At 71.7% G+C, this 22,867-nt stretch carries 27 protein-coding genes; 14 read left to right on the forward strand and 13 right to left on the reverse strand.

Going from position 1 to position 22,867, the window contains the following annotated elements; all coding sequences use genetic code 11:
- Window positions 1–136: 136 nt before the first annotated feature.
- Window positions 137–838 (reverse strand): hypothetical protein, encoded by a 702-nt coding sequence (locus tag Psi01_RS32990; RefSeq protein WP_204068058.1) that lies wholly within the window; start codon window positions 836–838, stop codon window positions 137–139.
- A 163-nt stretch (window positions 839–1,001) separates the two neighbouring features.
- Entirely contained in the window at window positions 1,002–1,976 is a 975-nt protein-coding gene (locus Psi01_RS32995; RefSeq protein ID WP_204068059.1) for a helix-turn-helix transcriptional regulator, read from the reverse strand.
- Between the two features lie 135 nt (window positions 1,977–2,111).
- Here Psi01_RS32995 and Psi01_RS33000 point away from each other — a divergent pair, with 135 nt between their 5' ends.
- From Psi01_RS33000 to Psi01_RS33015, 4 genes are all read left to right on the forward strand, one after another.
- Window positions 2,112–2,507, forward strand: coding sequence for a RidA family protein (locus Psi01_RS33000; protein WP_204068110.1), 396 nt, complete (start codon window positions 2,112–2,114; stop codon window positions 2,505–2,507).
- A 75-nt stretch (window positions 2,508–2,582) separates the two neighbouring features.
- Window positions 2,583–3,059, forward strand: a complete 477-nt coding sequence (locus Psi01_RS33005) for a DUF488 domain-containing protein (RefSeq protein ID WP_239128211.1) — start codon at window positions 2,583–2,585, stop codon at window positions 3,057–3,059.
- Window positions 3,060–3,107: 48 nt separating this feature from the next.
- Entirely contained in the window at window positions 3,108–3,845 is a 738-nt protein-coding gene (locus tag Psi01_RS33010) for a VOC family protein (protein WP_239128200.1), read from the forward strand.
- Window positions 3,846–4,119: 274 nt separating this feature from the next.
- A complete protein-coding gene (locus Psi01_RS33015) occupies window positions 4,120–4,590 on the forward strand; it encodes a MarR family winged helix-turn-helix transcriptional regulator (RefSeq protein ID WP_204068061.1) in 471 nt (156 codons plus the stop codon).
- A 42-nt stretch (window positions 4,591–4,632) separates the two neighbouring features.
- Here the strand turns inward: Psi01_RS33015 and Psi01_RS33020 are convergent, their stop codons facing one another.
- Window positions 4,633–5,277 carry a hypothetical protein gene (locus tag Psi01_RS33020; protein ID WP_204068062.1) on the reverse strand — a complete coding sequence of 215 codons (645 nt, stop codon included), beginning with the start codon at window positions 5,275–5,277 and terminating at the stop codon, window positions 4,633–4,635.
- A 135-nt stretch (window positions 5,278–5,412) separates the two neighbouring features.
- Here Psi01_RS33020 and Psi01_RS33025 point away from each other — a divergent pair, with 135 nt between their 5' ends.
- The 3 genes from Psi01_RS33025 to Psi01_RS33035 all read left to right on the forward strand — a co-directional run bounded on the left by Psi01_RS33025 (window position 5,413) and on the right by Psi01_RS33035 (window position 7,515).
- Window positions 5,413–6,465, forward strand: coding sequence for a TDT family transporter (locus Psi01_RS33025; protein ID WP_275424628.1), 1,053 nt, complete (start codon window positions 5,413–5,415; stop codon window positions 6,463–6,465).
- Between the two features lie 107 nt (window positions 6,466–6,572).
- Window positions 6,573–7,193 (forward strand): TetR/AcrR family transcriptional regulator, encoded by a 621-nt coding sequence (locus Psi01_RS33030; protein ID WP_204068064.1) that lies wholly within the window; start codon window positions 6,573–6,575, stop codon window positions 7,191–7,193.
- Window positions 7,194–7,227: 34 nt separating this feature from the next.
- Window positions 7,228–7,515 carry a YciI family protein gene (locus tag Psi01_RS33035; RefSeq protein ID WP_204068065.1) on the forward strand — a complete coding sequence of 96 codons (288 nt, stop codon included), beginning with the start codon at window positions 7,228–7,230 and terminating at the stop codon, window positions 7,513–7,515.
- Between the two features lie 65 nt (window positions 7,516–7,580).
- On the opposite strand, the gene Psi01_RS33040 is transcribed toward Psi01_RS33035, so the two are convergent.
- Window positions 7,581–8,471 (reverse strand): hypothetical protein, encoded by an 891-nt coding sequence (locus Psi01_RS33040; protein WP_204068066.1) that lies wholly within the window; start codon window positions 8,469–8,471, stop codon window positions 7,581–7,583.
- A gap of 215 nt (window positions 8,472–8,686) precedes the next feature.
- Here Psi01_RS33040 and Psi01_RS33045 point away from each other — a divergent pair, with 215 nt between their 5' ends.
- Together Psi01_RS33045 and Psi01_RS33050 are read left to right on the forward strand one after the other, a co-directional pair.
- A complete protein-coding gene (locus tag Psi01_RS33045) occupies window positions 8,687–9,271 on the forward strand; it encodes a TetR/AcrR family transcriptional regulator (RefSeq protein ID WP_239128201.1) in 585 nt (194 codons plus the stop codon).
- Window positions 9,272–9,318: 47 nt separating this feature from the next.
- Window positions 9,319–9,702 (forward strand): cupin domain-containing protein, encoded by a 384-nt coding sequence (locus Psi01_RS33050; RefSeq protein ID WP_204068068.1) that lies wholly within the window; start codon window positions 9,319–9,321, stop codon window positions 9,700–9,702.
- Window positions 9,703–9,729: 27 nt separating this feature from the next.
- On the opposite strand, the gene Psi01_RS33055 is transcribed toward Psi01_RS33050, so the two are convergent.
- The 5 genes from Psi01_RS33055 to metX all read right to left on the reverse strand — a co-directional run bounded on the left by Psi01_RS33055 (window position 9,730) and on the right by metX (window position 14,447).
- The gene (locus Psi01_RS33055) at window positions 9,730–10,125 is read right to left on the reverse strand and encodes a glycoside hydrolase family 15 protein (protein WP_239128202.1); all 396 of its coding nucleotides are present in this window, start codon (window positions 10,123–10,125) and stop codon (window positions 9,730–9,732) included.
- Between the two features lie 159 nt (window positions 10,126–10,284).
- Window positions 10,285–11,310: a s-methyl-5-thioribose-1-phosphate isomerase gene (locus Psi01_RS33060; RefSeq protein ID WP_204068069.1), complete on the reverse strand. Its 1,026-nt coding sequence runs from the start codon at window positions 11,308–11,310 to the stop codon at window positions 10,285–10,287.
- A gap of 80 nt (window positions 11,311–11,390) precedes the next feature.
- Window positions 11,391–11,873 (reverse strand): CoA-binding protein, encoded by a 483-nt coding sequence (locus tag Psi01_RS33065; RefSeq protein WP_204068070.1) that lies wholly within the window; start codon window positions 11,871–11,873, stop codon window positions 11,391–11,393.
- Complete coding sequence (locus Psi01_RS33070) at window positions 11,870–13,207, reverse strand: O-acetylhomoserine aminocarboxypropyltransferase/cysteine synthase family protein (RefSeq protein ID WP_204068071.1); 1,338 nt, start codon at window positions 13,205–13,207, stop codon at window positions 11,870–11,872. Before Psi01_RS33070 ends, Psi01_RS33065 begins: the two co-directional genes overlap by 4 nt.
- A 19-nt stretch (window positions 13,208–13,226) precedes the next feature.
- The gene (metX, locus tag Psi01_RS33075; RefSeq protein ID WP_204068072.1) at window positions 13,227–14,447 is read right to left on the reverse strand and encodes a homoserine O-acetyltransferase MetX; all 1,221 of its coding nucleotides are present in this window, start codon (window positions 14,445–14,447) and stop codon (window positions 13,227–13,229) included.
- Window positions 14,448–14,527: 80 nt separating this feature from the next.
- On the opposite strand from metX, the gene Psi01_RS33080 reads away from it, so the two are divergent.
- Window positions 14,528–15,076, forward strand: a complete 549-nt coding sequence (locus Psi01_RS33080; RefSeq protein ID WP_204068073.1) for an OsmC family protein — start codon at window positions 14,528–14,530, stop codon at window positions 15,074–15,076.
- Window positions 15,077–15,110: 34 nt separating this feature from the next.
- Window positions 15,111–16,325 (forward strand): NAD(P)-binding domain-containing protein, encoded by a 1,215-nt coding sequence (locus Psi01_RS33085; RefSeq protein WP_204068112.1) that lies wholly within the window; start codon window positions 15,111–15,113, stop codon window positions 16,323–16,325.
- Between the two features lie 37 nt (window positions 16,326–16,362).
- Here Psi01_RS33085 and Psi01_RS33090 read toward each other — a convergent pair whose 3' ends face one another.
- Genes Psi01_RS33090 through Psi01_RS33100 form a run of 3 tightly spaced genes read right to left on the reverse strand, consistent with a single transcriptional unit; the run spans window position 16,363 to window position 17,852 of the window.
- Complete coding sequence (locus Psi01_RS33090) at window positions 16,363–16,893, reverse strand: YbaK/EbsC family protein (protein WP_204068074.1); 531 nt, start codon at window positions 16,891–16,893, stop codon at window positions 16,363–16,365.
- A complete protein-coding gene (locus Psi01_RS33095; protein WP_239128203.1) occupies window positions 16,883–17,185 on the reverse strand; it encodes an ArsR/SmtB family transcription factor in 303 nt (100 codons plus the stop codon). The genes Psi01_RS33090 and Psi01_RS33095 overlap by 11 nt, the downstream gene beginning before the upstream one ends.
- 7 nt (window positions 17,186–17,192) lie before the next feature.
- On the reverse strand, window positions 17,193–17,852 hold the full coding sequence (locus tag Psi01_RS33100) for a winged helix-turn-helix transcriptional regulator (RefSeq protein ID WP_204068075.1): 660 nt from the start codon (window positions 17,850–17,852) through the stop codon (window positions 17,193–17,195).
- A gap of 77 nt (window positions 17,853–17,929) precedes the next feature.
- Here Psi01_RS33100 and Psi01_RS33105 point away from each other — a divergent pair, with 77 nt between their 5' ends.
- Genes Psi01_RS33105 through Psi01_RS33115 form a run of 3 tightly spaced genes read left to right on the forward strand, consistent with a single transcriptional unit; the run spans window position 17,930 to window position 21,851 of the window.
- Entirely contained in the window at window positions 17,930–19,369 is a 1,440-nt protein-coding gene (locus Psi01_RS33105) for an MFS transporter (protein WP_204068076.1), read from the forward strand.
- The gene (locus Psi01_RS33110; RefSeq protein WP_204068077.1) at window positions 19,366–21,036 is read left to right on the forward strand and encodes an MBL fold metallo-hydrolase; all 1,671 of its coding nucleotides are present in this window, start codon (window positions 19,366–19,368) and stop codon (window positions 21,034–21,036) included. The genes Psi01_RS33105 and Psi01_RS33110 overlap by 4 nt, the downstream gene beginning before the upstream one ends.
- A gap of 35 nt (window positions 21,037–21,071) precedes the next feature.
- Window positions 21,072–21,851 carry a class I SAM-dependent methyltransferase gene (locus tag Psi01_RS33115; RefSeq protein WP_204068078.1) on the forward strand — a complete coding sequence of 260 codons (780 nt, stop codon included), beginning with the start codon at window positions 21,072–21,074 and terminating at the stop codon, window positions 21,849–21,851.
- A gap of 7 nt (window positions 21,852–21,858) precedes the next feature.
- Here the strand turns inward: Psi01_RS33115 and Psi01_RS33120 are convergent, their stop codons facing one another.
- Window positions 21,859–22,767 (reverse strand): phytanoyl-CoA dioxygenase family protein, encoded by a 909-nt coding sequence (locus Psi01_RS33120; protein ID WP_204068079.1) that lies wholly within the window; start codon window positions 22,765–22,767, stop codon window positions 21,859–21,861.
- Window positions 22,768–22,867 lie beyond the last annotated feature (100 nt).

Here is a 22,867-nt window from a genome sequence, read left to right on the forward strand (position 1 = left end):
GCTCTGGAACGGTCGTGGTGGGCGTTGCCCCGCTACAGCCGCACTGGCCGGACTGTGGGCCAGGGGCATTCCTACCCCCTGGCCGAACCGGCGTAACCGCTGTATCCGCAGTTGGAAGCGTTCCGGCCGGTCTCCGTCACCGCTCGCCGCGTGCCTGGGCCTCCTCGTCGAAGTCCAGGTTCTGCCGGGTGCGCCGTCCCGCGGCCGCCTGCCGGTCGACGCTCGCGCCCAGCCGGTCCGCGGCGGCCATCCGGCGATCGTTCCTGCTGGCCTGCCGGTCCTCCTGGTCGCTGCGCCGGTCCTCGGCGGCGGCCTGCCGATCCGCCGCCGCCCGCTGCTGGTCCCGCTCGCGGCCGTCCTGTGAGATCAGCCGCTGTTCGCGCAGTTGGGCCAGCAGCTCGCGCAGCGCGGCCCGATCGGCCTGGTTGCACTCGCGATCGGCCGCGGCCTGCGCCCGCTCACCGGCCAGCAACTCCAGCTCGCGCGCGACCGCGTCGCCGAGTCCGGCCAGCCGGTGCTGACGCCGGCCGGCCTGCCGATCCCGTTGCGCGGTCGCCCGGTCCCGCTGCTCGGCCGCCCACAGCAGGTCATGCGCACGCCGGTCGAGCTCCTCGGTCGGCCACCGCTCCCAGGTGGCCGTCTGGTCCCGCTGCTCAGCCGCCTGGTCCCGTTGCTCGGCTGCCTGGTCGCGTTGCCTCGAGGCCTGATTGCGCACCAGCGCGGCGGCATCGCGCTGCTCGGCCGCCCGATCGCGTCGGCCGGCCAGCTGGTCGCGACGCTGCGCGGCACGATCGCGCCCTTTCTGATCGTTCGCTCGTGCCCCTCGGTCACCGCTCATGATCACTCCTGAGGCCGTCAATGACCATGTCCATCGCCGCTGCGCCGGACCGGACGCCACGGTGAGCCCTTTTTCAATATTCCAACCATGCCCCCTGCGGTGCGACAGCCTTCATCGAATCCGGCCCGGTCCGGCACCCCCGGACCGCGGAAGGCGGCGACTGTCAGGATGACGCCGCGTAGCGGGTGGCGATCGCGGCGGCGCGGTCGCGCAGGGAGTCGCGCAACCACTGCGGGTCCAGGGCCTCCGCGTCCGTGGTGAGCTGCCACAGCGCCCATTCGGCGTGCCTCGGATCCTGGAAGGTCACCTTCAGCCGTAGCCGGCCGTCCGGGTCGGCCTCTTCGGCGAGGACGGCCAGCGCGGTGCTCACCAGGTCCTCCCGCCGCGCCGGGTCCACCCGTACCAGCACGACGACCTGGTCGCCGCCGGTCCGGAAGCGTGTGCTGCGTTCCTGCCAGGCCCGTTCCAGATCGACCCGGTCCGGGCGCTGCGCGGGTTCGGCGAGTTTCTCGGCGGCCAGGATCCGGGACAGCCGGTAGGTGCGGTCCGCGCCGGACCTCGTGGCCAGCAGGTAGCCCTTGTCGCGCACGGTGACCAGGCCGATCGGGTCCACCGTGCGCCACTGCGGGCTCTGGTTCACGGCCGCGTAGTGGATGCGCAGCCTCTGCCCGGCGAACACCGCGCGCAGCACCTCGGCCACGATGGCGTCGGGCACCTCCTCGGCGACCAGCCGGCGCGACAGCAGGTCGGTCTCCGGGTCGATGAGCAACCGCTCGGCCGCCCCGGCCGCGGTGTCCCGATAGCTTTCGGGCAGCGCGTCGACCACCTTGAGCATCGCCGAAGCGAGCGCCGAGCCGAGGCCGAACGTCTGCGCGCCGCGCCGCGATCCGGCGACCAGCAGGGCGAGGGCCTCGTCGGGATTGAGTCCGGTGAGCTCGGTCCGGAAACCCGGAAGCAACGCGAAACCGCCGTGCCGGCCGCGTTCGGCGTAGACCGGCACGCCGGCTGCGGACAGCGCCTCGATGTCGCGCAGCACGGTGCGGGTGGACACCTCCAGCTCGCGGGCCAGCGCGGCCGCGGACAGCCGGCCGTGCCGGCGCAGCAGCAGCACCAGGGAGACCAGCCGGTCGGCGCGCATACGAAAACGCTATCGGAATACACGACACAGGATGTCGTGATTCTCCGGGAGGCTGATCAGCGCGGCCGGGAGGACGGCGGTTGCCGAGCCTGTGGACGTATGGATGTCGACGAATCGAATGGAGCTGATATGGCAGTGGAGCGAACGGCGGTCAACCCGTGGCCGTGGTCGGTGGAGCTGGGATACAACCAGGGCGAGATCGTCTCCGGGCACGGCCGGACCCTGTACTGCTCCGGGCAGACCGCGATGAGCGAGGAGGGCAAGCCCCAGCACGCCGGTGACATGGCGGCGCAGCTGGCGCTGAGCCTCGACAACCTGGAGGCCGTGCTCGGCGAGGCCGGCATGTCCCTCGCGAACCTCGTCCGGCTCAACGTCTACACCACCGACGTCGATCTGCTCTTCCAGCACTACGGTGTGCTGGCGGCGCGGCTGGGCGCCGCCGGGGCGGCGCCGTCCACCACGATGCTCGGGGTGACGCGGCTGGCGATCCCCGACCTGATGGTCGAGCTTGAGGGGACCGCCGTCGCGTGATGCGACCCCGCCGCCTCCGGCAGAGACGCCGGAGGCGGCGGGCTGGAGGAAGGAGGGGGATTTCCGGTGCCCAGGATGGTGACGATCGGCGTCTACGGCTTCGACGGCGAGTCCTTCCTGCGACGACTGCGGCACGCGGAGGTGCGTCTGCTGCTGGATGTACGCCAGCGCCGAGGTGTCCGCGGACCCGAGTACGCCTGGGCGAACTCTCGCCGGCTGCAGGCGGCCCTCGCCCAGGCCGAGATCGCCTACGAGCACCACCCCGAGCTCGCCCCGACCACCGGGTTGCGCCGGCTGCAGTACGCCGAGGACGACCGCCAGGGGGTCGGCAAGCGCTCACGCCGTGAACTCGCCGCCGAGTACACCCGCCGCTACACCACCGAGATCCTCGACCTCGCCGACCTCACGCCGATCGTGTCGGCACTGCCGGGCAGCGGGACCGCGGCGCTGCTCTGTGTCGAGCGCGACCCCGAGGCCTGCCACCGCTCGCTGATCGCCCAGCGGCTGACCGGGCGGCACCACGTCGTGATCGAACACCTGCGCCCGTTGTGACGCGTGAATTCCCGGGATCCTCATTGCATCGCGCATAAGATCGGCGGCATGGCGATGCGACTTGTGCAGATTGCGATGGATGCCGGGGATCACTCCGTAGTGGGCCGGTTCTGGGCGGAGGCGCTGGGCTGGGGTGTCTCCAGCGAGGGACCCGATGTGACCAACGTCGAACCGGAGGGCCTGGCCTATCCGGACCCCGCCGCCCTCTGGATCGACGTCGTCGCCGTTCCGGAGCCCAAAACGGTCAAGAACCGCGTGCACATCGACCTGGCGACCACCTCTGCGGCTCATCAGGCGGAGCTGGTCGCGCGTCTGAGGGAGCTCGGTGCGACGCCGGCCGATGTGGGGCAGGGGGATGTGCCGTGGACGGTTCTGGCCGATCCGGAGGGCAACGAGTTCTGTGTGCTGGAGCCGCGGGAGATCTACCGTGACACCGGGCCGATCGCCGCGGTGGTGGTCGAGTGCGCCGATCCGCGGGCCATGGCCCGGTTCTGGGACCGGGCCATGGACTGGACCCTGCACGAGGTGAGCGACGACCACGCGAGGCTGCGCTCGGCCAAGGGGATCGGCCCGTATCTGGAGTTCCTGCGCACACCCGGCGTGAAGACCGTGAAGAACCGTGTCCATCTCGACTTCCGGCCCTATCCCGGTGACGATCAGGCGGCGGAGGTGGACCGGCTGCGGGCTCTGGGCGCCACCGACGTCGACCTCGGCCAGGGCGAGGTGTCGTGGGTCATCCTCGCCGACCCGGAGGGCAACGAGTTCTGCGTCCTGACCCCGCGCTGAGAAGCGGCCGGCGCTCGGGTGCGTCGCCGGTACCTGCGAGAAGACGGGGATCGCCACCGTCGATGGCGTTTCTCCTCGCAGGCCCGACCCGTCGATGCAGCCCCCCAGGCCCACATCGCACCAGAGAGTTCTACCAGTACCGGCATGATCACTGTAGGTAAAACCCTGGAGCGGTCCTGGTAATCGGTGGCCCCGCATCCGAGAGGCCGGACGCCGCGCCGTACTCCTAAGCTGGTCAATGCCGTTGTCCATACAGTCGACCAGGTTGTCCACCATGCCAAGCGACCCTCCCGGCTTCGAGCTGCCGATCCGGCTCCTCCTCGGCTTCCGCGTCCTCATCGACGAGCTCCACGCCGAACTCGCCCGGCAGGGCCACCCCGATCTGCGCCCCATGCACGGGTTCGTGCTCCAGGCGATCATGCGCGGCAGCGACACCGCCGTGGAGCTGGGCCGTACGCTCGGGGTCTCCAAGCAGGCGGCGGGCAAGACGATCGAGACGCTCGAACGCCTCGGCTACGTCGAGCGCGCCTGCGACCCCCGCGACACCCGGCGCAAGATCGTCCGGCTCACCGCGCACGGCACCGACTCCCTGGTCCGGTCGGAGCGCGTCTTCGACGAGCTGCGTGCCCGGTGGGCCGAGGTGATCGGGCCGCAACGGCTGCGCGAGCTGGAGGCCGACCTGCGCAAGGTGACGCCGCCGGACCTCTTCCGCCTCGACGTGCCGGGCTGGTTCGGTGCCCAGTGACGCCCCCGGGCCCCAGCCGGGCCGGCGGTGGCGACGGGATGTTCAGGATGACCCGGTCCGGGCTCCTGCCGGTGCGGGGGTCAGGTGGCGGGAGCGCCAGAGGGGATAGCCGACCGCCGTGAGGAGGAAGAAGAGCGGGGCCGGGTGGCCGAAGACGAAGAAGGCGAGCGCGAAGTCGGCCACCGGTACCGCCAGGACGAAGTACGGAAACCAGGCGGGCGGCGCGGGCGACGGCACGGGCTTGTCGGTCCACGGGGTGCGCTTCCACGGCTTGGCTATAGAGAGCCAGCCCTGGAAGGCGATGGCCGAGGCCATGAGGAGCGTGCCCGCGGGCATCGCCGGAGTGGCGACGGCCTCGCCCTGCGCGAGCGCGGTCAGCGCGGGGCTGAGCACGAAGATGGCGACGTTGAGCTGGACCAGCGAGATGGCGGACTTCACCAGCACCCACCAGTACTGGAAGTAGCCCCACCGGGTGAGCGCCGAGAGCATGAATCCGGTGAACAGGGACCCGTTGGCCAGGTGCACCAGCACGTTCTCATCGAGCAGCTCCGCCATCACGTACGCGTCGCGGTCACCGGTCGCCATGCCGTACACGTTCAGGGTGAACAGGGCGAGCGCCTGGCTCATCCAGCCCACCGATGTCAGCACGTGCAGCCACACCAGCAGGTTCCGGTTCGTCCGGCCCATCGCTCATCCTAAGAGTAGACAGCCTATATATAGGCAGCCTACCCCTCCTGGGGGCGGGCGCGCTCCGGCGGAGACGCCTTTGTCGATCAAGGGAACTGCTAGTGGGCGTCAAGCGCCCCTGGCCATTGTTGCCGCATGCCTCCGAAGTGGTACGTAACCGTCATGGGGACCGGTATCGTCGCAACCGCGCTACCCCCGGACCTCGACGCCCTGCGTCCCCTGGCGGCGGCCATATGGCTGCTGTCCGGCATCATGCTGGTCGCCCTGGCGTTCACCTGGCGGCACCGCCGCTTCGATCCGGAGATCGCCCCCTTCCTGGGGGCGCCGCCGATGGCGCTGCTCACCGTCGGCACGGGCACCCTGTTCTACGGCCAGGACCTGATCGGCCTGCGCGCCGCGATCGTCGTCGACGCCACGCTGTGGCTGGCCGGCACGCTCCTGGGGCTGGCCTCCATGATCGGGGTCCCGTGGTTCATGCTCACCCGGCACCGGCCCCGGCTGGAGGAGGCCTCGGGACTGTGGCTGATGCCGGTGGTGCCGCCCATGGTCGCGGCGACCGGCGGCGCGCACCTGGTGCCGCACGTGGGCTCCCTGAGCGAGGCGTTGCTGGTGACCTGCTACGCCCTGTTCGGCCTCAGCCTGCTCGCGGTCATCCCGATCGTGGCGGTGCTGGTCCGCCGCATCCGGGTGCACGGGCCCGGCGCCGCCTCGATGGTGCCCACGCTGGTCATCGTGCTCGGCCCGCTGGGCCAGTCGGTCACCGCCGTCAACCAGCTGGCCCGCTCCGCGCCGGAGCTGGCCGCCTTCGGGCTCTGGTACGGGGTGCCGGTGTGGACCGCGGCGATGGCCTGGCTGGCGGTGGCCGCCTTCTTCCTGCTCCGCACCGTACGGCGCGGCGGCCTGCCGTACGCGATGACCTGGTGGAGCTTCACCTTCCCCGTCGGCACCTGTGTGACCGGCGCCTCCGCGCTGGCGGTCCAGCTCGGCTCGGAGCTGTTCGGCTGGGCGGCGCTGGGGCTGTACGCGCTGCTGGCCGGCGCCTGGATGACGGTCGCGCTGCGCACCGTACCGCTCGTCGCCCCGCAGGTGCGCGAACTCGCGACCCACTCCGAACGGCCGCAGCCGCGCCCGGTGCCGCGACCGGGCCGGGAGGCCCTGGCCCTCGGGGTCGGCGGGGGCGGCAGGTAGCCGGAGCCGGTTGACACCGCGTAGGACGGCTGTCCTATTATTCCGTCTAGGACATCCGTCCTAAAGCGGTTCCACGGGGCGGCCGGCAACACGGGAGGTGCGAGGCAGTGGGTGCAGAGACCACCCGGGCCCATATCGTCGAGGCGGCCGACCGGCTCTTCTACCACCAGGGCTACGGGCACACCTCCTTCGCGGCGATCGCCGAGGCCGTGCACATCTCCCGGGGGAACTTCTATTACCACTTCAAGTCCAAGGACGACATCCTGCGCGCGGTGATCGTCGCGCGGCTGGAGAGCCGGCGGCGGATGCTCGAGCAGTGGGAGGCCGAGGAGTCCGACCCCGCCGGCCGGATCCGCCGGTTCATCGAGATCGTGGTGACCAACCGCGCCGACATCCAGAGCTACGGCTGCCCCGTGGGCACCCTGACCACGGAGCTGGCCAAGCTCGGCCACCCCGCTCTGGACGAGGCCGGCGAGCTGTTCACGCTCTTCCGGGCGTGGCTGCGCGAGCAGTTCACGCAGCTGGGGCACCCGGCCCGGGCCGACGCGCTGGCGATGCACGTGCTGGCCTTCAGCCAGGGCGTCGCCACGCTGGCGCACGCCTTCCGGGATGAGGACTTCATCCGCCGCGAGGTCCGGCGGATGCACGACTGGCTGAGCGCATACTCCGCGGGCTCCGAGGCCGCCGTCCCCGCCGCGCACGAAGACGGCGCGCAGGCCGATGCCTGACGCCCCCGATTTCGACGATTCCGAGAGGTCTCACATGTTCGTGGTGTTGCTGCGGTTCTCCGCCAACAAGGCCGCCGCCGAACAGCACATGCCCGGCCACCGGGAATGGATCGAACGCGGCGTCGACGACGGCGTGTTCCTGCTGGTCGGCGGCATCCAGCCGGGGCAGGGCGGTGCGATCGTGGCCCACGGCACCTCGCGGGCGGACCTGGAGAGCCGCGTGGCGGCCGACCCGTTCGTCGCCGAGGACGTCGTCAGCGCCGAGATCGTCGAGATCGCGCCGTGGCTGGCCGACGACCGCCTGAAGTTCCTGCTCGCCTGAGCCCGCCCCCGCCCCCGCCCCCGGCCCTGTGTCCGGTACGGCGTGCTGGCCCTTTCGTGTTCTGGTCAGGGCGGGGGAGGGAAGGCGTGGTCGGCGGGTGCCAGGGCGGTGGGCAGGACCGGCAGGCCGCTCTGGGCGTCCAGCACGGTCCGGGCGCCGACCGGCGCGTCGAGGGTGACGGTGATCTCGTCAAGGACGAGTATGGCCGGGCACGTCTCTCCGGTGAACTCGGTGTCGACGCCGACCACGACCACATCGGCGGTCTCGTGGACCCGGGCGCCGTGGATGGCATCGCATCGGCCGTGCCCGTAGTGCAGGCGCACGCGCCGCGGATCGCCGGTGAGCGCCTCGAACGATGTCACCTGCTCGATCCTGTCGTCCTCGGCGACGGGCCGGGCGGTGACCGCCGCAGGGTCGACCGCCGGCACGCTGAAGTGCGCGGGCACGCCCGCGACGGTGAAGTGCCAGGCCGGGATCTGCAGCGTTCCCCGGCTGGTGGCCATCCGTGCTCGCCCGAGCTCGACGCCGGTCACCCGCAGCGGCCGGCAGCCCACGGCCGGGCACTCCTCCTCGGCGAACTCGGGCTCGGTCAGCTCGGCGTAGGCGGCCGGGGCGGTGATCAGCGCGACGGTCATGGTGGCGCCGTCCGGCCAGCGCAGCACCGCAGGGGGTGGAGTGTCGCCGGGGAGTTCGGTGTTCAGGGTCCATACGCTGTTGGTCTGGCTGACCGCCACCCAGTCCGGCATGCGCTGCCAGTCCGGCTCGATGTGCCAGCCCTGCAGGGGCACCAGCCCCTGGCGCCAGGCGCGGCCGGCTGCCGAGCCGTGCCAGCGGTCGGCCACCTGCCGGGCGCGGTCGCGGAACTCGGCCGCGGACGTGCGGCCGTCGTCGCAGGAGAGCGGTGACAGCAGAGCCGTCAGGGCCAGCGGCACGAGAAGGCCGATCATCCGGCGCACAGGGAATCTCCTCGGGCGGCAGTCGGACGGGTGGAGGCCGCCCATGGAAGGACATGCCTCACGGTCACCATCCGACATAGATGGCGATATCGGTAATAGAGGTTATATGGGGTGAAAACCAAACGTGCTTCCGAGGAGTGCCGCCCCTGCTGGAGGACTCTGTTCCGAGCACGGCCCGATGAGAATCTGTACCTACTGGTATGTACAGTAAAGGGGTGAACGCGGAGGAACGCCTCATCGAGAGCACGCGTGCCCTGTTGTGGGAGCGCGGTTATGTGGGCACCAGTCCGAAGGCCATCCAGCAGCGGGCCGGTGCCGGGCAGGGCAGCATGTACCACCACTTCGCCGGTAAGCACGACCTGGCGCTGACGGCGATCCGCCGTACCGCCGAGGAGTTGCGGGCCGCCGCGGAGGCGCGGTTGTCGGTTCCCGGTACGGCCCTCGGACGCGTCACCGCCTACCTGCGTCGCGAACGGGACGTGCTGAAAGGCTGTCCGGTCGGCAGGCTGACCCAGGACCCCGACGTGATGGCCGATCCCGCCCTGCGGGCGCCGGTCGAGGAGACCCTCGCGTGGCTCCGTGCCCGTCTGGCGCAGGTGCTGGAGGAGGGCCGTGCGGCGGGCGAACTGGATTCCCGGCTCGACCCGCCGGCCACGGCCGCGACCATCGTCGCGGTCCTGCAGGGCGGGTACGTGCTCGCCCGCGCTTCGGGCACCGCCGACCCGTTCGACCAGGCCATATCGGGTGTGCTCGCGCTGCTGACGCTCCACGCCGCCGAGGCCGCCCGGCACCGTGCGTGAGCCGGGAACCTGACAGCCGGGAACCTGACAGAAAGGACTGCCACCCCATGAGCATCCCCCCAAGGACGCCGGCGACCGCCGCCCCGGCCGAGGGCACGCCGCCGGTCACCCGTACCGTCGTGCTCGACCAGCCGCTGGCGGTGCCGGCGGTCACCCATCGGGTCGAGGTGCGGCGCATCAGCATCGCCGCCGGTCAGCCCGCCGGGCTGCACACCCACAACTGTCCCGTGTTCGGCAGCATCGAATCCGGTTCCGTGGTGTACCAGATCGACGGCGGGCCGGAGTCCGTACTCACCGCCGGTGACACGTTCTACGAGCCGGAGGGCGTCCGCATCGCCCGCTTCGACGCGCAGGACGACGGAGTGACGTTCCTGGCGTACTTCCTTCTCGGCGCCGGGCAGACGGTCGAGCTGGAGTTCCCCGACACCTGACCCGGGGTTCTGCGGCCACCGGTCCCGTCAGCCCAGGACGCGGTCCAGGTTGAACGCCGCGCTGATCAGGCTCAGGTGGGTGAACGCCTGGGGGAAGTCGCCCTGCCGCTCGCCGGTGCGGCCGATCTCCTCGGCGTACAGGCCCAGGTGGTTGGCGTAGGTGAGCGTCTTCTCGAAGGCCAGTCGGGCCTCGTCGGGCCGCCCGGCCCGGGTCAGCGCCTCGACGTACCAGAACGAGCAGATCGAGAAGGTCCCCTCCTCGCCCCGCAGGCCGTCCGGGCTCGCCCGGGGGTCGTAGCGGTGGACCAGGGAGTCGGCGACCAGCTCCGTGGTGGGCGCGTCCAGAGTGGACAGCCACTTGGGGTCGGTGGGCGCCACGAACTTGGCCAGGCGGATGGCCCGCTCGATGGCCACCCAGCACATCAGCTGCGAGGACAGGAACCTCCTGCGGCCGCGCCCGGCTCGAAGCGGCCGCCCCGCTCGGCGGCCTGGGCCACCGCAGCGTGTCCGCCAGTTTACTCGCGGCGGTGTACGAGGCCGGGGCGGGTCCACGCCGGAGGGGGGCGCAGTCCGTACAGGTGACTACTCCAAGGCGTCGGGCCGGTGGATCCCGCGCTCGGTCACGATGCCGGTCACCAGGTGGGGCGGGGTCACGTCGAAGGCCGGGTAGTAGCCGGTCACGCCCTCGGCGGCGGTGCGGCGGCCGAGGGCGTGCAGCACCTCGTCGCCGTCGCGCTGCTCGATCACCACGTCGGCGGCCGTCGGGGCCTGCGGGTCCGGGGCGTCGATGAGCGCGTAGAACGGGACGCCGAAGGCGTGGGCGGCCAGTGCGACGCCGAGCGTGCCCACCTTGTTGACCACATGGCCGTCCATCGTCACCCGGTCGGCGCCGGTCAGCGCCACGTCGGCCAGCCCGCCGGACAGGACGGCGGCCACCATGCCGTCGGTGATCAGCGTCGGCCGGTAGCCCATCTCCACCAGCGCCGCCGAGGTCAGCCGGGCGCCCTGCAGGTACGGGCGGGTCTCGGTGCAGACGAACTCCAGGCGCTTGCCCGCGGCCTGCGCCGCCCGCACCGTCGCGATCAGGAACGCGTCGGCCCAGCAGTGCGTCAGCACCCGCGTGCCGTCGTCGAGCAGTGAGGCGGCGTGCCCGCCCAGGGCGGCGTTCCGGGCGTGATAGGCGTCCTCGTGCGCCCGCGCCGCCGCCTCGGCCGCCGCCACCAGCTCGTCCCCGGTGAGCCGCTTCTCATCGTCGCCGGGATCCTCGCCGCTGCCCACGGTCGCCGACAGTACGGCGTGGACCGCGTCGCGGATGTGGTTGTTGGTCGGCCGGGTGGCGATCAGCCTCGCTCCCGCGGCACGCAGCCGCGCAGCCGCCTCCCGCGGCCCGTCGCCGCGGGCCTCGCGCGCCCCCAGCACCATGCCGGCCGTGGCCGCGAACAGCGGCCCCGTGCTCTGCGTCACCATCCGCTCGATGGCCACCGCCACGTCCTCGCTGGTCGCACAGCGCACCCAGCTCACCTCGAACGGGTAGACGCGGCGGTCGAGGATCTCCACCACGCCGTCGTCCGCGTACCGCACGGATTCGGCGAGAACCGGTTCGCCCATGCCGTCCCCTCCTTCCGGTGTGCCGCCACCACGGCCCCTCCGTCTGCGGCCCGCGCCCATCCTCTCGCCGGACGGGGCGGCTACTGAAGCCCGGCGCGGACGGAGGTGATGCGGCGGGTGTTGAAGCCGAGCCAGTGCATCCGGCCCACGTAGCGGGCGTGCTCGATCTTGAGGCAGCGGTCCATGACGACGGTGACGCCACCGGTCTCGGCGATCCGCGCGCCCTCCTCGTTGATCACGCCGAACTGGCACCAGAGGGCGCCGGCCTTGATCTCCACGGCCTCCCGGGCGATGGCGGGCAGCGCGTCCGGTGCGCGGAAGACGTTCACGAGGTCCACCGGCACGGGCACGTCGAGCAGGCTCGGGTAGCTGGTCTCCCCGAGGATCTCCTTCTCGCGGGGGTTCACGGGGATCACCCGGTAGCCGTGCCGCTTGAGGTAGTAGCCGACGAAGTAGCTGGCCCGCAGCTCGTTGTTCGACAGGCCCACGATCGCGATCGTCCCGGTGGCGTGCAGCACGCGCTGGATCGTCAGCGGGTCCTGGTAGCGCCCGAGATCGGTCATACGGTCTCCACCTTCTCTCCGATCGTCGCGGCGACGCGGGCGAAACCCTGCTCCAGGTCCCAGATCAGGTCCTCGACGGACTCGGTGCCGACCGACAGCCGTACCGTCCCCGGCCCGACACCCGCCGCCCGCAGCTCCTCGTCGCCCAGCTGGCGGTGCGTCGTGCTGGCGGGGTGGATGACCAGGCTCTTGGCGTCGCCGACGTTGGCCAGGTGGGACCAGAGCGTCAGGCCGCCGATGAGGCCCTGCCCGCCGTCCCGGCCGCCCGCGCAGTCGAAGGAGAACACCGCGCCGGCGCCGCGCGGCAGGTATTTGTCCACCAGCGGACGGTACTTGTTGCCCGGCAGCCCGGGATAGGTCACGTTGGAGGCCAGTTCGTGCGAGTCGAGGAACGCCGCGACCGCCCGCGCGTTCTCGACGTGGCGGTCCATCCGCAGCGACAGCGTCTCAAGGCCCTGCAGGAACAGGAAGGCGTTGAACGGCGAGAGCGCGCCGCCGAGGTCGCGCAGGGTCTCGGCGCGCAGTTTCATCAGATAGCCGTACATCCCGAACGTCTCGTGGAAGCGCAGCCCGTGGTAGGCCGGCGAGGCGTCGGCGATCACCGGGAAGCGCCCGTTGGACCAGTCGAACGTGCCGGCCTCGACGACGACGCCGCCGATGCTCGTGCCGTGGCCGCCGATGAACTTGGTCGCCGAGTGGATCACGATGTCGGCGCCCCACTCGATCGGGCGGCACAGGTACGGCGTCGCGAAGGTGTTGTCCACGATCAGCGGAAGCTCGTGCTCGTGCGCGATGGCCGCCACGGTCTCGATGTCCAGCACGTTGCCGGAGGGGTTGCCGATCGTCTCGCCGAAGAACGCCTTCGTGTTCGGCCGGACCGCCTCGCGCCAGGCGTCCGGATCGTCGGGGTCGACCCAGGTCAGCTCCACGCTCATCTTGCGCAGCAGGTGCTTGAGCTGGTTGACCGTACCGCCGTAGAGCGCCGAGGACGACACGACGTGGTCGCCCGGCTGCAGCAGCGTGAACAGCGCGGCCGCCTGCGCGGCGATCCCGCTGGCGAACGCCACCGCGCCGGCGCCGCCCTCGAGGTTGGCCACCCGCTCCTCGAACACCGCGACGGTCGGGTTCATGATGCGCGAGTAGGTGTTGCCGTACTCCTGCAGGTTGAAGTACGCCGCCGCGGACTCCGGATCCTCGAAGACGTAGCTGGTCGTCTGGAAGATCGGCACCGCGCGGGCGCCGGTGTTCGGGTCCGGCCGTTGCCCGGCGTGCAGCTGCCGGGTCTCGAACCCGAACTCACGGGCCTGCTCGGCGCGGGAGAGCTTGTCGGTCACAGAGTCCTCTTCCTCGACCTCACCCGGCCTGGCCGTGGGCCAGGAACCGGCGGATGACGGGCGTCTGTCGCGCTTCCTCCAACAGGAAGCAGTCGTGGCCGTACGGCGCGTCGATCACATTGAACTCGACCGGCTTGCCGAGGGCGCGCAGCGCCCGCTCGATCTCCTCCGACGCCGACGGCGGGTACAGCCAGTCGGAGCTGAAGGCGATGAGCAGCGTACGCGCCCGCACACCCTCCAGCGCCCGCGCGAGGGATCCGCCGCCGTGCTGCCGCGCGAGGTCGAAGTAGGTCAGCGCGCGCGAGACGTAGAGGTAGGTGTTGGCGTCGAAGCGCCTGACGAACGAGTCGGCCTGGTGGCGCAGATAGTTCTCCACCTCGAACTCCGGCTCGGTGATCGTGTAGCGGAGGTCGTCGGCGAACTGCAGCCGCCGGCCGAACTTGTCGTCCAGCGCGGGCGCGGACAGGTAGGTGATGTGGCCGACCATCCGCCCGATGCCCATGCCGGCGTCGGGGGCGCGGCCGGTGCCGTAGTACTGGCCGCCCTGCCAGGCCGGGTCGCGCATGATCGAGTCGCGCGCGATCGCGTTCCAGGCCACGCCCTGCGGGTGGAGGGCGTGCGTGCTGGCGATCACCACGATGGAGTCGACCTGGTCGGGGAACAGGACCGCCCACTCCAGCGCCTGCATCCCGCCGAGCGAGCCCCCGGCCACCGCCGCGAGCCGCTCGATGCCCAGGACGTCCAGGAACGCGCGCTGGGTCCGTACCATGTCCGCGACCGTGATCACGGGGAAGTCCGCCCCGTACGGCCGGCCCGTCGCCGGATCGATCGAGGACGGCCCCGTCGTGCCGCGGCAGCCGCCGAGCAGGTTCGTGGAGACGACGAAGAAGCGGTCGGTGTCGAACGCCTTGCCGGGGCCGATCATCCCGTCCCACCAGCCGAGCCCCCTGCCGCTCGCGCCGTCGCGCTCCTCGGCACCGAACCCGTCGCGGGTGCCCGCCTCGGGCGGTGCCTCGGCCAGGCCGGCCGCGTGGGCGTCGCCGCTGAGCGCGTGGCACACCAGGATCACGTTGTCGCGCCCGGGCGAGAGGGTGCCGTAGGTCTCGTAGGCCACGCGGACCGGATGCAGCTCCCGGCCGCAGTCGAGGCGTACGGGATGCGGAAGGTCGAGGTACCGGGTCTCCACGGTGCCCACGCTGCCGACTTCGCCGGCCGCGAGCGTTCTGGCTGGCTGCGACATGGGGCTTATGGTAGCCGCCGCGCCCGGTATATGGTCAAATACCTATCGGAATTGCGGGAAGTGCCGGAAAGGGCGAAAACATGACTACGGTCGCCAACGGTGTGAACGTGCAGGCGCTGCTGGACGCGCGCGAGGTGCTCAAGAGCGCCCCCGAGGCCGCCCAGTTCGTCTGGCGGGCCTCCTCCAAGTGGCAGAACGGAGTGCACAGCACCACCACGGTCAAGGAGTTCTTCGGTCTCGGCCAGGAGCAGACCCACCGCAACGAGGCCGTGTTCGACGCCGACCACCCCGAGGTCTTCGCGGCCGAGGACAACGGCATCACCCCGATCGAGTATCTCCTCGTCGGCCTGGCGGCCTGCCTGACGGCGGGCGTGGCCTCCGTCGCGCAGAACCGCGGCATCCAGCTGCGCTCGGTCGAGGCGACCCTGGAAGGCACCCACGACATCCGCGGCATCCTCGGCGCCGACAGCGACGTCCGCAACGGCTTCAACGACATCAAGGTGACGTTCAACATCGACGCGGACGCCTCCAAGCAGGACATCGAGGCCCTGGTGGCCCAGTCCCAGAAGCGCTCGGCCGTGTTCGACGCCCTGACCAACCCGACGAACGTCACCGTCGAAGTCGCCTGAGGGCCGAGCCATCGAAAGCGTCACGACAGTCGTCATCGGCGCGGGGCACGCGGGCCTCGCGGCGAGCCACTTCCTGAGCGAACGGTCGATCGACCACCTGGTGATCGAGCGCGGGGAGGTGGCGAACTCGTGGCGGCGCGAACGCTGGGACTCCTTCCGGCTGCTCACCCCCAACTGGCAGAGCCGCCTTCCGGGCCTTCACTACGAGGGCCCGGACCCCGACGGCTACATGACCACGGCGGAGATCACGGAGTTCGTCGAGCGCTTCGCCAAGCTCTCGGGCGCCCCCGTCCGGACCGGCACGGACGTCACGTCCGTACGGCGCGCCGGCGACGGTTACCGCGTGACGACGAGCCGCGGTGAGATCGCCTGCCGGACGCTGGTCATCGCCAGCGGCGCCTGCAACCTGCCGACGGTGCCGCGCTTCGCCGGCGCGGTGCCGGCCTCCGTCGAGCAGCTGACGCCGTTCGGCTACCGCGGGCCCGGCCTGCTGCCCGAGGGCGGCGTGCTCGTCGTGGGAGCCTCGGCGACCGGCGTGCAGCTGGCCGCCGAGCTGCGCAGGTCGGGCCGGCCGGTGGTGCTCTCGGTGGGGGAGCACGTACGGTTGCCCCGCACCTACCGCGGGCGCGACGTGCTGTGGTGGATGGACGCCTCCGGCGTGTGGGACCAGCGGTACGACGAGGTCGACGACCTCACGCGGGCCCGGCGGCTGCCCTCGCCCCAGCTCGTCGGGACCCCCGAGCGCGCGACGCTCGACCTCAACGCGCTCACCTCGATGGGCGTCGAGCTCGTGGGCCGCTGGGCGGACGTGCGCGACGGCCGCGCGCTGTTCTCCGGCGGGCTGCGCAACGTGTTCTCCCTCGCGGACCTCAAGATGGAGCGCCTGCTGGGCACGTTCGACGAGTGGGCCGGGAGGCGGGGCCTCGGGGACGAGGTCGCCCCGCCCGAGCGCTTCGCGCCGACCGGGGTGCCCGATTCGGCGCGGTGGCAGCTGGACCTGAACAGCGGCGAGATCCGCACGATCGTGTGGGCGACGGGCTTCCGGCCCGACTACGGCTGGCTCGAGGTGCCCGTGGTCGACGACAAGGGCCGGCTGCGCCACGACGGCGGCGTGGTCGACAGCCCGGGGCTGTACGCGCTGGGGCTGCCCGTGCTGCGGCGGCGCAGGTCCACGTTCATCAACGGCATCGAGGACGACGCGCGCGAGGTGATCGCCCACCTCGCGCACCACCTGGCCGTACGCCGCTGAAAGGCGGCACCGGCCCGGCGGCACCGGCGGGCCGGAGTCAGGAGGCCGTGATGACGGGGGCGACGCGAGGGGCGGCCAGGCGGAGGTAGTCGTCGGTGGCCAGGGCGATCGAGCGGTCCAGCCGGGCGGCGTTGAAGAACAGCTCCGGTCCGCGCAGCAGTGCCGGATCGGCGACCACCTCCAGCCTGGGGTGATAGCTGAAGGGCAGCACGGTGCCGCTGACGCTGCCGGCCAGCTCCTCGGCCCTGCCGCGGTCGGCGAAGGCGGCATAGGTGCCCTCCGTCAGGGCTTTCACCGCCTCCAGATCCAGGCGGGCGTCGCCGGGCACCACGGTCAGCACGTACCGGGTCCGCTTCTTGCCGATCTTGACCATCACGATCAGGCACTTGGCGGCCCGCGCGACGTCGTGTCCACGCAGAGCGCTGACCACCTCGGTGCGCCCCTCGGGCGGGTGGTCGATCAGACGGTAGCGGGCTCCGGCTGCCTCCAGATCGGCGATCAACCGTTCGTAGAGCCCCGCGCCGAGGCTCTCGGGTGCGACGACACCGCCGCCCGGTTCACCACTCACCGCTCAGCAACTCCTTCGCCTCGGAAATGCGGTCCTCGTCACGCTGGTAGAACACCCACTGCTTGATCTTCTTGCCGCGCAGCAGCCCGGCCTGCGCGAGCACTTTCAGATGCTCGCCGCAGGTCGGCTGGCTCACCCCCAGCTTCTGGGCGATGAACAGGGAGCAGACTCCGTCGTGCACCAGATCGCCGTCGCGCTGCGGCGGAAAATGGCGTTCGGGGTCGCGTAACCACTCCAGGATCATCAGACGCTTCTCGTTGGCCAGCGCCTTCACCAGGTCCACGTCCAGCATGAAGGGATTATGGCAATTTGCTAATTGCCTGTCCACTGTCGCGGGGCAGGATGCGCCGGACGGCCTCCCGTGACCCGGTGATCCTGATGCCGTGGTCCTCCGCTTCGGCGAGGGGGAGGTTGCCGCTGAACAGGGTGAGGATGCGCGGTGGCGGGCCGGTGATGGTCGCGTCGGCGTCCGGGGCGGCGCCCAGGCGGAGCGAGACCCGCCCGTCGGCGACGTCGATCACCGCCGTCTGGTCCTCGGCGCGGACCTCGATCGAGACCGGGGGCTGTCCGGGTTCGTGGTCGGCCAGGAACATCCGGACGGGCAGGCGCAGCCACTGGCCGCGGAAGGCGTCCTGCGGCCGGTAGTCGCTCATCAGCGGCACGCCCCAGCGGCCGAGCTCGGAGATCACCGACCCCAGGCCGGCGCCGCGCTCGGTGAGGCGGAACAAGGCGGTGGCGACAGGGGGAGGCGCGTCCTCGCGTTCCACCAGACCGGCGGCCTCCATCTCGCGCAGACGGTCCGCGAGCAGGTTGGTGGCGATCCCCGGCAGCCCGGAGCGCAGGTCGGTGTAGCGCGACGGGCCGCGGGCCAGCAGCTCCCGCACGATCAGCAAGGTCCAGCGGTCGCCGACGACATCGAGGGCCTTGGCCACGGAGCAGTACTGATTGTAAGAGCGCATGACCTGATCCTATCAGCTCGCTTTAGTTACTCACGTTGCTGCTTGACTTTCTTGTCTAAGAGATTTAATAACTTGTCATGCCTACCATCGGAACGCAGGCGTCCCCTGCCGCCGCGAGCACAGCTCCCGGCCCACCGTTCAGCCCGCCCCCGGGCGCCGGTCACCCCCGCGCCGTCTTCGCCGTCCTGGCCTTGGCGGTCTTCGTCTCCGCCCTCGACGTGTTCATCGTCAACATCGCCGTCCCGGCGATCCAGGCCGACTTCGGGGACTCCTCCGTGGCCGGCGTGTCCTGGGTGCTGAACGCCTACGCGATCGTCTTCGCCGCCCTGCTCGTGCCCGCCGGAAAGCTGGGCGACGTCGTCGGACGGCGGCGGGTCTTCGCCGTCGGCCTGGTCGCGTTCGGCCTGGGGTCTGCCCTGTGCGCGATCTCACCGTCACTCGAGTTCCTCATCGCCGCCCGCGTCCTGCAGGGAGCCGGTGCCGCCGCGGTCACCCCGGCCTCGCTCGGTCTCCTGCTGCCGTCCATCCCCCCGCGGCGCCGGGCCGCCGCGATAGGCGCCTGGTCCGCCCTCGGTGCGGTAGGCGCGGCCTCGGGCCCGTCACTGGGCGGGTTGCTGACCCAGATCGGCTGGCACTGGATCTTCATCGTCAACATCCCGCTCGTCGCGATCGTGCTCGTCGGCGCCTACCGGGTGCTGCCCGAGATCCGCGACCCCGCCCGGCCGCCGCTGCCCGACGGCGCCGGCACGCTCCTTCTGGTCGCCGCCGTCTCCCTCGCCACCCTCGGCCTGGTCCAGGGCCACGCGTGGAACTGGGACGCGCGGGTGATCGGCTGCTTCGCCGCAGCCGCCGTGCTCACGGCCGGGTTCGCCGTACGCGCCCGGCGGCACCCCGCCCCGGTGCTGGAGCCGGCCATCGTGCGGGTCCCGGCGTTCGCCCTGGCCAGTCTGTCGGCGGCCCTGTTCTACGCCGCGTTCTCGGCGATGCTCCTGGCCAACGTGCTGTTCCTCACCGGGGTCTGGCACTACTCGATCCTCCAGGCCGGGCTGGCCCTGACCCCCGGACCCATCGTGGCCGCGGCGGTCGCGCCGTTCGCCGGGAAGCTCGCCCAGCGCGTCGGCCCGGGACTCGTCGGTGCTGCGGGCGCCCTGCTGTTCGCGTCCGGGTCGGTGATGTTCGTGGTGCTCATCGGACCGGAGCCCGCCTACTGGTCCCGGTTCCTGCCCGCCATGCTCGTCGGCGGCGCCGGAGTGGGTCTCGCGCTGCCCGCGTTCACGATCGCCGCGACCGCCACCCTGGCGCCGCAGAAGCTGGCCACGGGAATCGGCGCGCAGACCATGTTCCGCCAGATCGGCTCGACCTTCGGGGTGGCCGCCTTCGTCGCCGTCCTCGGCACGCCCACCCCCTCCACCGTGGTCGGCGCCCACGACGCCACCCGCTGGTTCATGATCGCTTCGGCCGCCGCCGCGGCGCTCGCCCTCGCGCTCATCCGCTCCTCGAACGGAGAAGACCGATGAACATGGAGATCGCCGCCCTCTGCGAGGTGGCTGCCTGGCCCGGAGCCGATCGCCGCACCAGGATCGTGCTGGCCGGCCAGTTCACGGCCGCCGGACTCGACAGGGAAGGGTTCGAGTTCTTCTCGCCGCTGTCGGCCAAGACGCCGGACGACGCGCTCCTGCTGGCACTCGCCGGCGCCTTCCAGTCCCGCCTGGAGGGTCAGGCCGAAGAGGCGATCGCCAAGCTCGACGCCGCCACCTCAATGGATCTGGGCCTGCCCCACTACTTCCGCGGGATCTCGCTGGCGGACCTGCCCGGATGCGCGGGCCGCGCGGAGACGGTGGTCGCGGACCTGGAGTTCGTCCTCATGGTCAAGGACCAGTTCCCGGCGGGATTCATGCGGCCCGTCCACGCGGCGCTGGCACGTGCCTACGACCTGCTCGGCCGTACCGGCCCGGCGGAGCGGGCACGCGAGCGGGCCGGTCACCTGATCACCCCCCACTGGGGCAACCCCGAGGACGGATTCCGCTTCGGCCCCCGGCGCCTGGTCGAATTCGCGCAGGGCGTGTACGCGGCCCAGGGCTACGACTTCTCCGACGTCGGCTTCGTCGTCACCGGCGAGGGGGTGGTCGCCGTCGACGCCGCGAGCACCCCCGAGCACGCGGCCGCGGCCCTGCGCGAACTCCGTGAGGTCACCGACCTGCCCGTCACGCACGTGATCCTCACACACGCCCACGCGGACCACGTCGGGGGAGTCGGCGCCTTCGCCGCCGACGGCGCCACGGTGATCGCGCAGGCGAACTTCGCCGGCGAGCTCGCACGGCAGAACTCCGGCCCGCCGCCGCTCGGCTACTACCTCCCGCGCGACGGGGAGGACCGCCGCCTGGACCTCACGCCCGACCGCCTCGTGCGCGACAGGGAGACTCTGACGATCGGCGGCGTGGAGTTCACCCTCATCCCGATCCCGGGAGGAGAGACCGACGACGGGCTGATCATCCACCTCCCGGGCCCGGGCGTGGTCTTCACCGGTGACATGAGCATGCCCTACCTCGGCGCCCCGACCCTCGCGGAGGGATCCGCGCAGGGCCTGTTCGAGGCCATGCGCACGGTCATGGAGCTGCGGCCGCGGCAGCTCGTCCACGGGCACACCGCGCTGACCGAGAACTACACGATCGAGGCCTTCCCCGGACTGCTCGCGGCGCTGCGCGAGCTGGAACGGCTCGTCGCGGCCGGGATCGCGGACGGGCTGACCCTCGTCGAGATCCTGCGGCTCAACCACCTGCCGGACGTCCTGAAGGAGCATCCCGCCGCGGTCATGCCGTACCTGGTCACCCGCGACAACTTCATCCAGCGCCTGCACCGCCAGCGGACCGGGTACTGGCACAGGCGGGGCGAGGGCGTCGAGCGCTTCGCGCCCGCGGAGCTGGCCGCCGCGATGGACCTGCTCGGCGGCGGGAGCGCCGCGGCTTTCGGCGCGGCGGGTCTGGAGCTGGCACGGCGGGGCGAGCAGGCCCTGGCGCTGCACCTCGTCGACCTGGGGCTGCTCAGCCACCCCGGCGCTCCCGAACTCGCCGGGCTGAGACGGCGGCTCCTGGATTCGCTCGTCGCGCAGAACCAGATGCTCAACCCGTTCAAGTTCATGCACTACGCCGCACTCGCCGGCCTCGAACTGGCTCCGGCCGACTGAGCCCCCGGCCGGCGCGGTTCACATAGGTTGGAGCGATGGGCTTCGATGTGAGTGCCGACGCCTACGGGCGCTTCATGGGGCGCTACTCCGAGCCGCTCGCGATGCGGTTCGCCGACCTGGTGGACGTCCGCCGGGGGCAGCGGGCGCTGGATGTCGGGTGCGGGCCCGGGGCGCTGGCGGCGGAGCTGGTCCGGCGACTGGGGCCGGACGCCGTCTGCGCCGTGGACCCGTCCGAGACGTTCGTCGCGGCCGCGCGCGAGCGCCTCGCCGGAGTGGACGTACGGCCGGCGGCCGCGGAACGGCTCCCGTTCGCCGACGCGGCCTTCGACGTCACGTTCGCCCAGCTGGTCGTGCACTTCATGAGCGACCCCGTCGCGGGACTGCGCGAGATGGCCCGGGTCACCCGGCCGGCGGGGGTGGTGGCCGCCTGCGTGTGGGACCACGCCGGAGGCGGCGGCCCGCTGTCGCTCTTCTGGCGGGCCGCGCGCGACCTCGACCCCGCGGCCCCCGACGAGTCCGGTCTGGCCGGCGCGCGAGAGGGACACCTGCGGGAGCTGTTCGAGCTGGCCGGTCTGCCCGACCCGGAACCGGCGACCTTGTCGGTGCGGGTGACGCATCCGACCTTCGAGCAGTGGTGGGAGCCGTTCCTGCTGGGGGTCGGGCCCGCGGGAGCGTATGTCGCCGGGCTCGACCCCCGGCACAGGGACGGGCTGCGCGACCGCTGCCGGCAGCTGCTGCCTTCCCCGCCCATCCGCATCGACGCCACCGCGTGGACGGTGCGGGCCCATCCGTCGCCGGCGGCCGCGTCCCGGTGACCGGCGGTCACGCGTCGCCCATCACCAGGCCCTCGATCGTGTGCTTCTGCGTGATCGGGCGGAGCTCGTCGACCACCTGGCAGGACAGATGGTCGCGCACCTGCGCGGGCAGGCTCTCCCAGTAGCGGCGGGTGACGGCCATGTCGTGGCGGTCGGCGTTGCCCGCGCCGGGGGCGTCGACGCCGAGGACGAGCACAGGACGGTCCTTGGCCGAGCGGTTGGCCGTACCCCGGTGGATCGTCAGCGCGGAGCGGGCCGAGATGTCGCCGCGGCGCGGATACTTGCGCACCGCGCGCTCGCGATAGCGCGCGTAGGTGTCCCTGGGCGGGAACATGCCGTGCTCGAAGGAGGGCTCGTCGTCCCACTGCGTGCCGGGGGCGATCTCGAACGGCCCCATGTCGGGCTCGGTGTCGACCGCGGTGAGGTTGAACGCCAGCGAGGTGAGCCTGCGGTGGGACCGGGTCTCCTCGGGCATCGGGAAGTCGCGGTGCCAGGGCTGGTCGACCGCCCCGGCCAGCGGCACGTCGAAGCCCAGCTCGACGATCTCGTACCGGGGGCCGAGCACCGCCTCGCAGACCGCGGTCACCCACGGGTGGGTGACCAGGTCGGTGAAACCGCGCATCTGCTCGGGGTGGATCTCGACGTAGTAGCGGTTCGGGCCGCGTCCCACCGCGCCGCCCGGCCGGGAGAGCGCCTCGCGGAACGCCGCCTCGATGTCCTGCGCCATCTCATCGGCCCATCCGGCCGCGAAGGCGCCCTGGCGCGCGGTGATCCCGTCGCGGTAGAGATCCTCGACCGCGGCCGCCACGCTCGCCTCGTCGGCCCGGATGTCGCGCCAGCCCGCCGGTGCGGCCCCGGGCCGCTGCTCACCGGCCGTCCTCGTCCGAGCCAGGGTGGGACGTGTTGTCTCCGTCATGCCTGCCCGCTCCTTTTTTGGGGGATTCATCCATATTGCATCGTTGCATGCAACGTTGCAATAGTCTTTTCCGGGCGAGAAGGGTGACTTGTGCGAGCAC

It is taken from the genome of Paraplanobispora siamensis, from assembly GCF_016863175.1.
GTDB lineage: Bacteria > Actinomycetota > Actinomycetes > Streptosporangiales > Streptosporangiaceae > Planobispora > Planobispora siamensis.

Coding starts and splice junctions, on each gene's coding strand:
- Psi01_RS33105 (WP_204068076.1), top strand. CDS start 17,930: ATGCCTACCATCGGAACGCAGGCGTCCCCTGCCGCCGCGAGCACAGCT.
- Psi01_RS33080 (WP_204068073.1), top strand. CDS start 14,528: ATGACTACGGTCGCCAACGGTGTGAACGTGCAGGCGCTGCTGGACGCG.
- Psi01_RS33055 (WP_239128202.1), bottom strand. CDS start 10,125: ATGTGCTGGGTGGCCATCGAGCGGGCCATCCGCCTGGCCAAGTTCGTG.
- Psi01_RS33100 (WP_204068075.1), bottom strand. CDS start 17,852: ATGCGCTCTTACAATCAGTACTGCTCCGTGGCCAAGGCCCTCGATGTC.
- Psi01_RS33020 (WP_204068062.1), bottom strand. CDS start 5,277: ATGGGCCGGACGAACCGGAACCTGCTGGTGTGGCTGCACGTGCTGACA.
- Psi01_RS33065 (WP_204068070.1), bottom strand. CDS start 11,873: ATGACCGATCTCGGGCGCTACCAGGACCCGCTGACGATCCAGCGCGTG.
- Psi01_RS33115 (WP_204068078.1), top strand. CDS start 21,072: ATGGGCTTCGATGTGAGTGCCGACGCCTACGGGCGCTTCATGGGGCGC.
- Psi01_RS33050 (WP_204068068.1), top strand. CDS start 9,319: ATGAGCATCCCCCCAAGGACGCCGGCGACCGCCGCCCCGGCCGAGGGC.
- Psi01_RS33095 (WP_239128203.1), bottom strand. CDS start 17,185: ATGCTGGACGTGGACCTGGTGAAGGCGCTGGCCAACGAGAAGCGTCTG.
- Psi01_RS33060 (WP_204068069.1), bottom strand. CDS start 11,310: ATGGGCGAACCGGTTCTCGCCGAATCCGTGCGGTACGCGGACGACGGC.
- Psi01_RS32990 (WP_204068058.1), bottom strand. CDS start 838: ATGAGCGGTGACCGAGGGGCACGAGCGAACGATCAGAAAGGGCGCGAT.
- Psi01_RS33120 (WP_204068079.1), bottom strand. CDS start 22,767: ATGACGGAGACAACACGTCCCACCCTGGCTCGGACGAGGACGGCCGGT.
- Psi01_RS33005 (WP_239128211.1), top strand. CDS start 2,583: ATGGTGACGATCGGCGTCTACGGCTTCGACGGCGAGTCCTTCCTGCGA.
- metX (WP_204068072.1), bottom strand. CDS start 14,447: ATGTCGCAGCCAGCCAGAACGCTCGCGGCCGGCGAAGTCGGCAGCGTG.
- Psi01_RS33110 (WP_204068077.1), top strand. CDS start 19,366: ATGAACATGGAGATCGCCGCCCTCTGCGAGGTGGCTGCCTGGCCCGGA.
- Psi01_RS32995 (WP_204068059.1), bottom strand. CDS start 1,976: ATGCGCGCCGACCGGCTGGTCTCCCTGGTGCTGCTGCTGCGCCGGCAC.
- Psi01_RS33025 (WP_275424628.1), top strand. CDS start 5,413: ATGCCTCCGAAGTGGTACGTAACCGTCATGGGGACCGGTATCGTCGCA.
- Psi01_RS33035 (WP_204068065.1), top strand. CDS start 7,228: ATGTTCGTGGTGTTGCTGCGGTTCTCCGCCAACAAGGCCGCCGCCGAA.
- Psi01_RS33015 (WP_204068061.1), top strand. CDS start 4,120: ATGCCAAGCGACCCTCCCGGCTTCGAGCTGCCGATCCGGCTCCTCCTC.
- Psi01_RS33010 (WP_239128200.1), top strand. CDS start 3,108: ATGGCGATGCGACTTGTGCAGATTGCGATGGATGCCGGGGATCACTCC.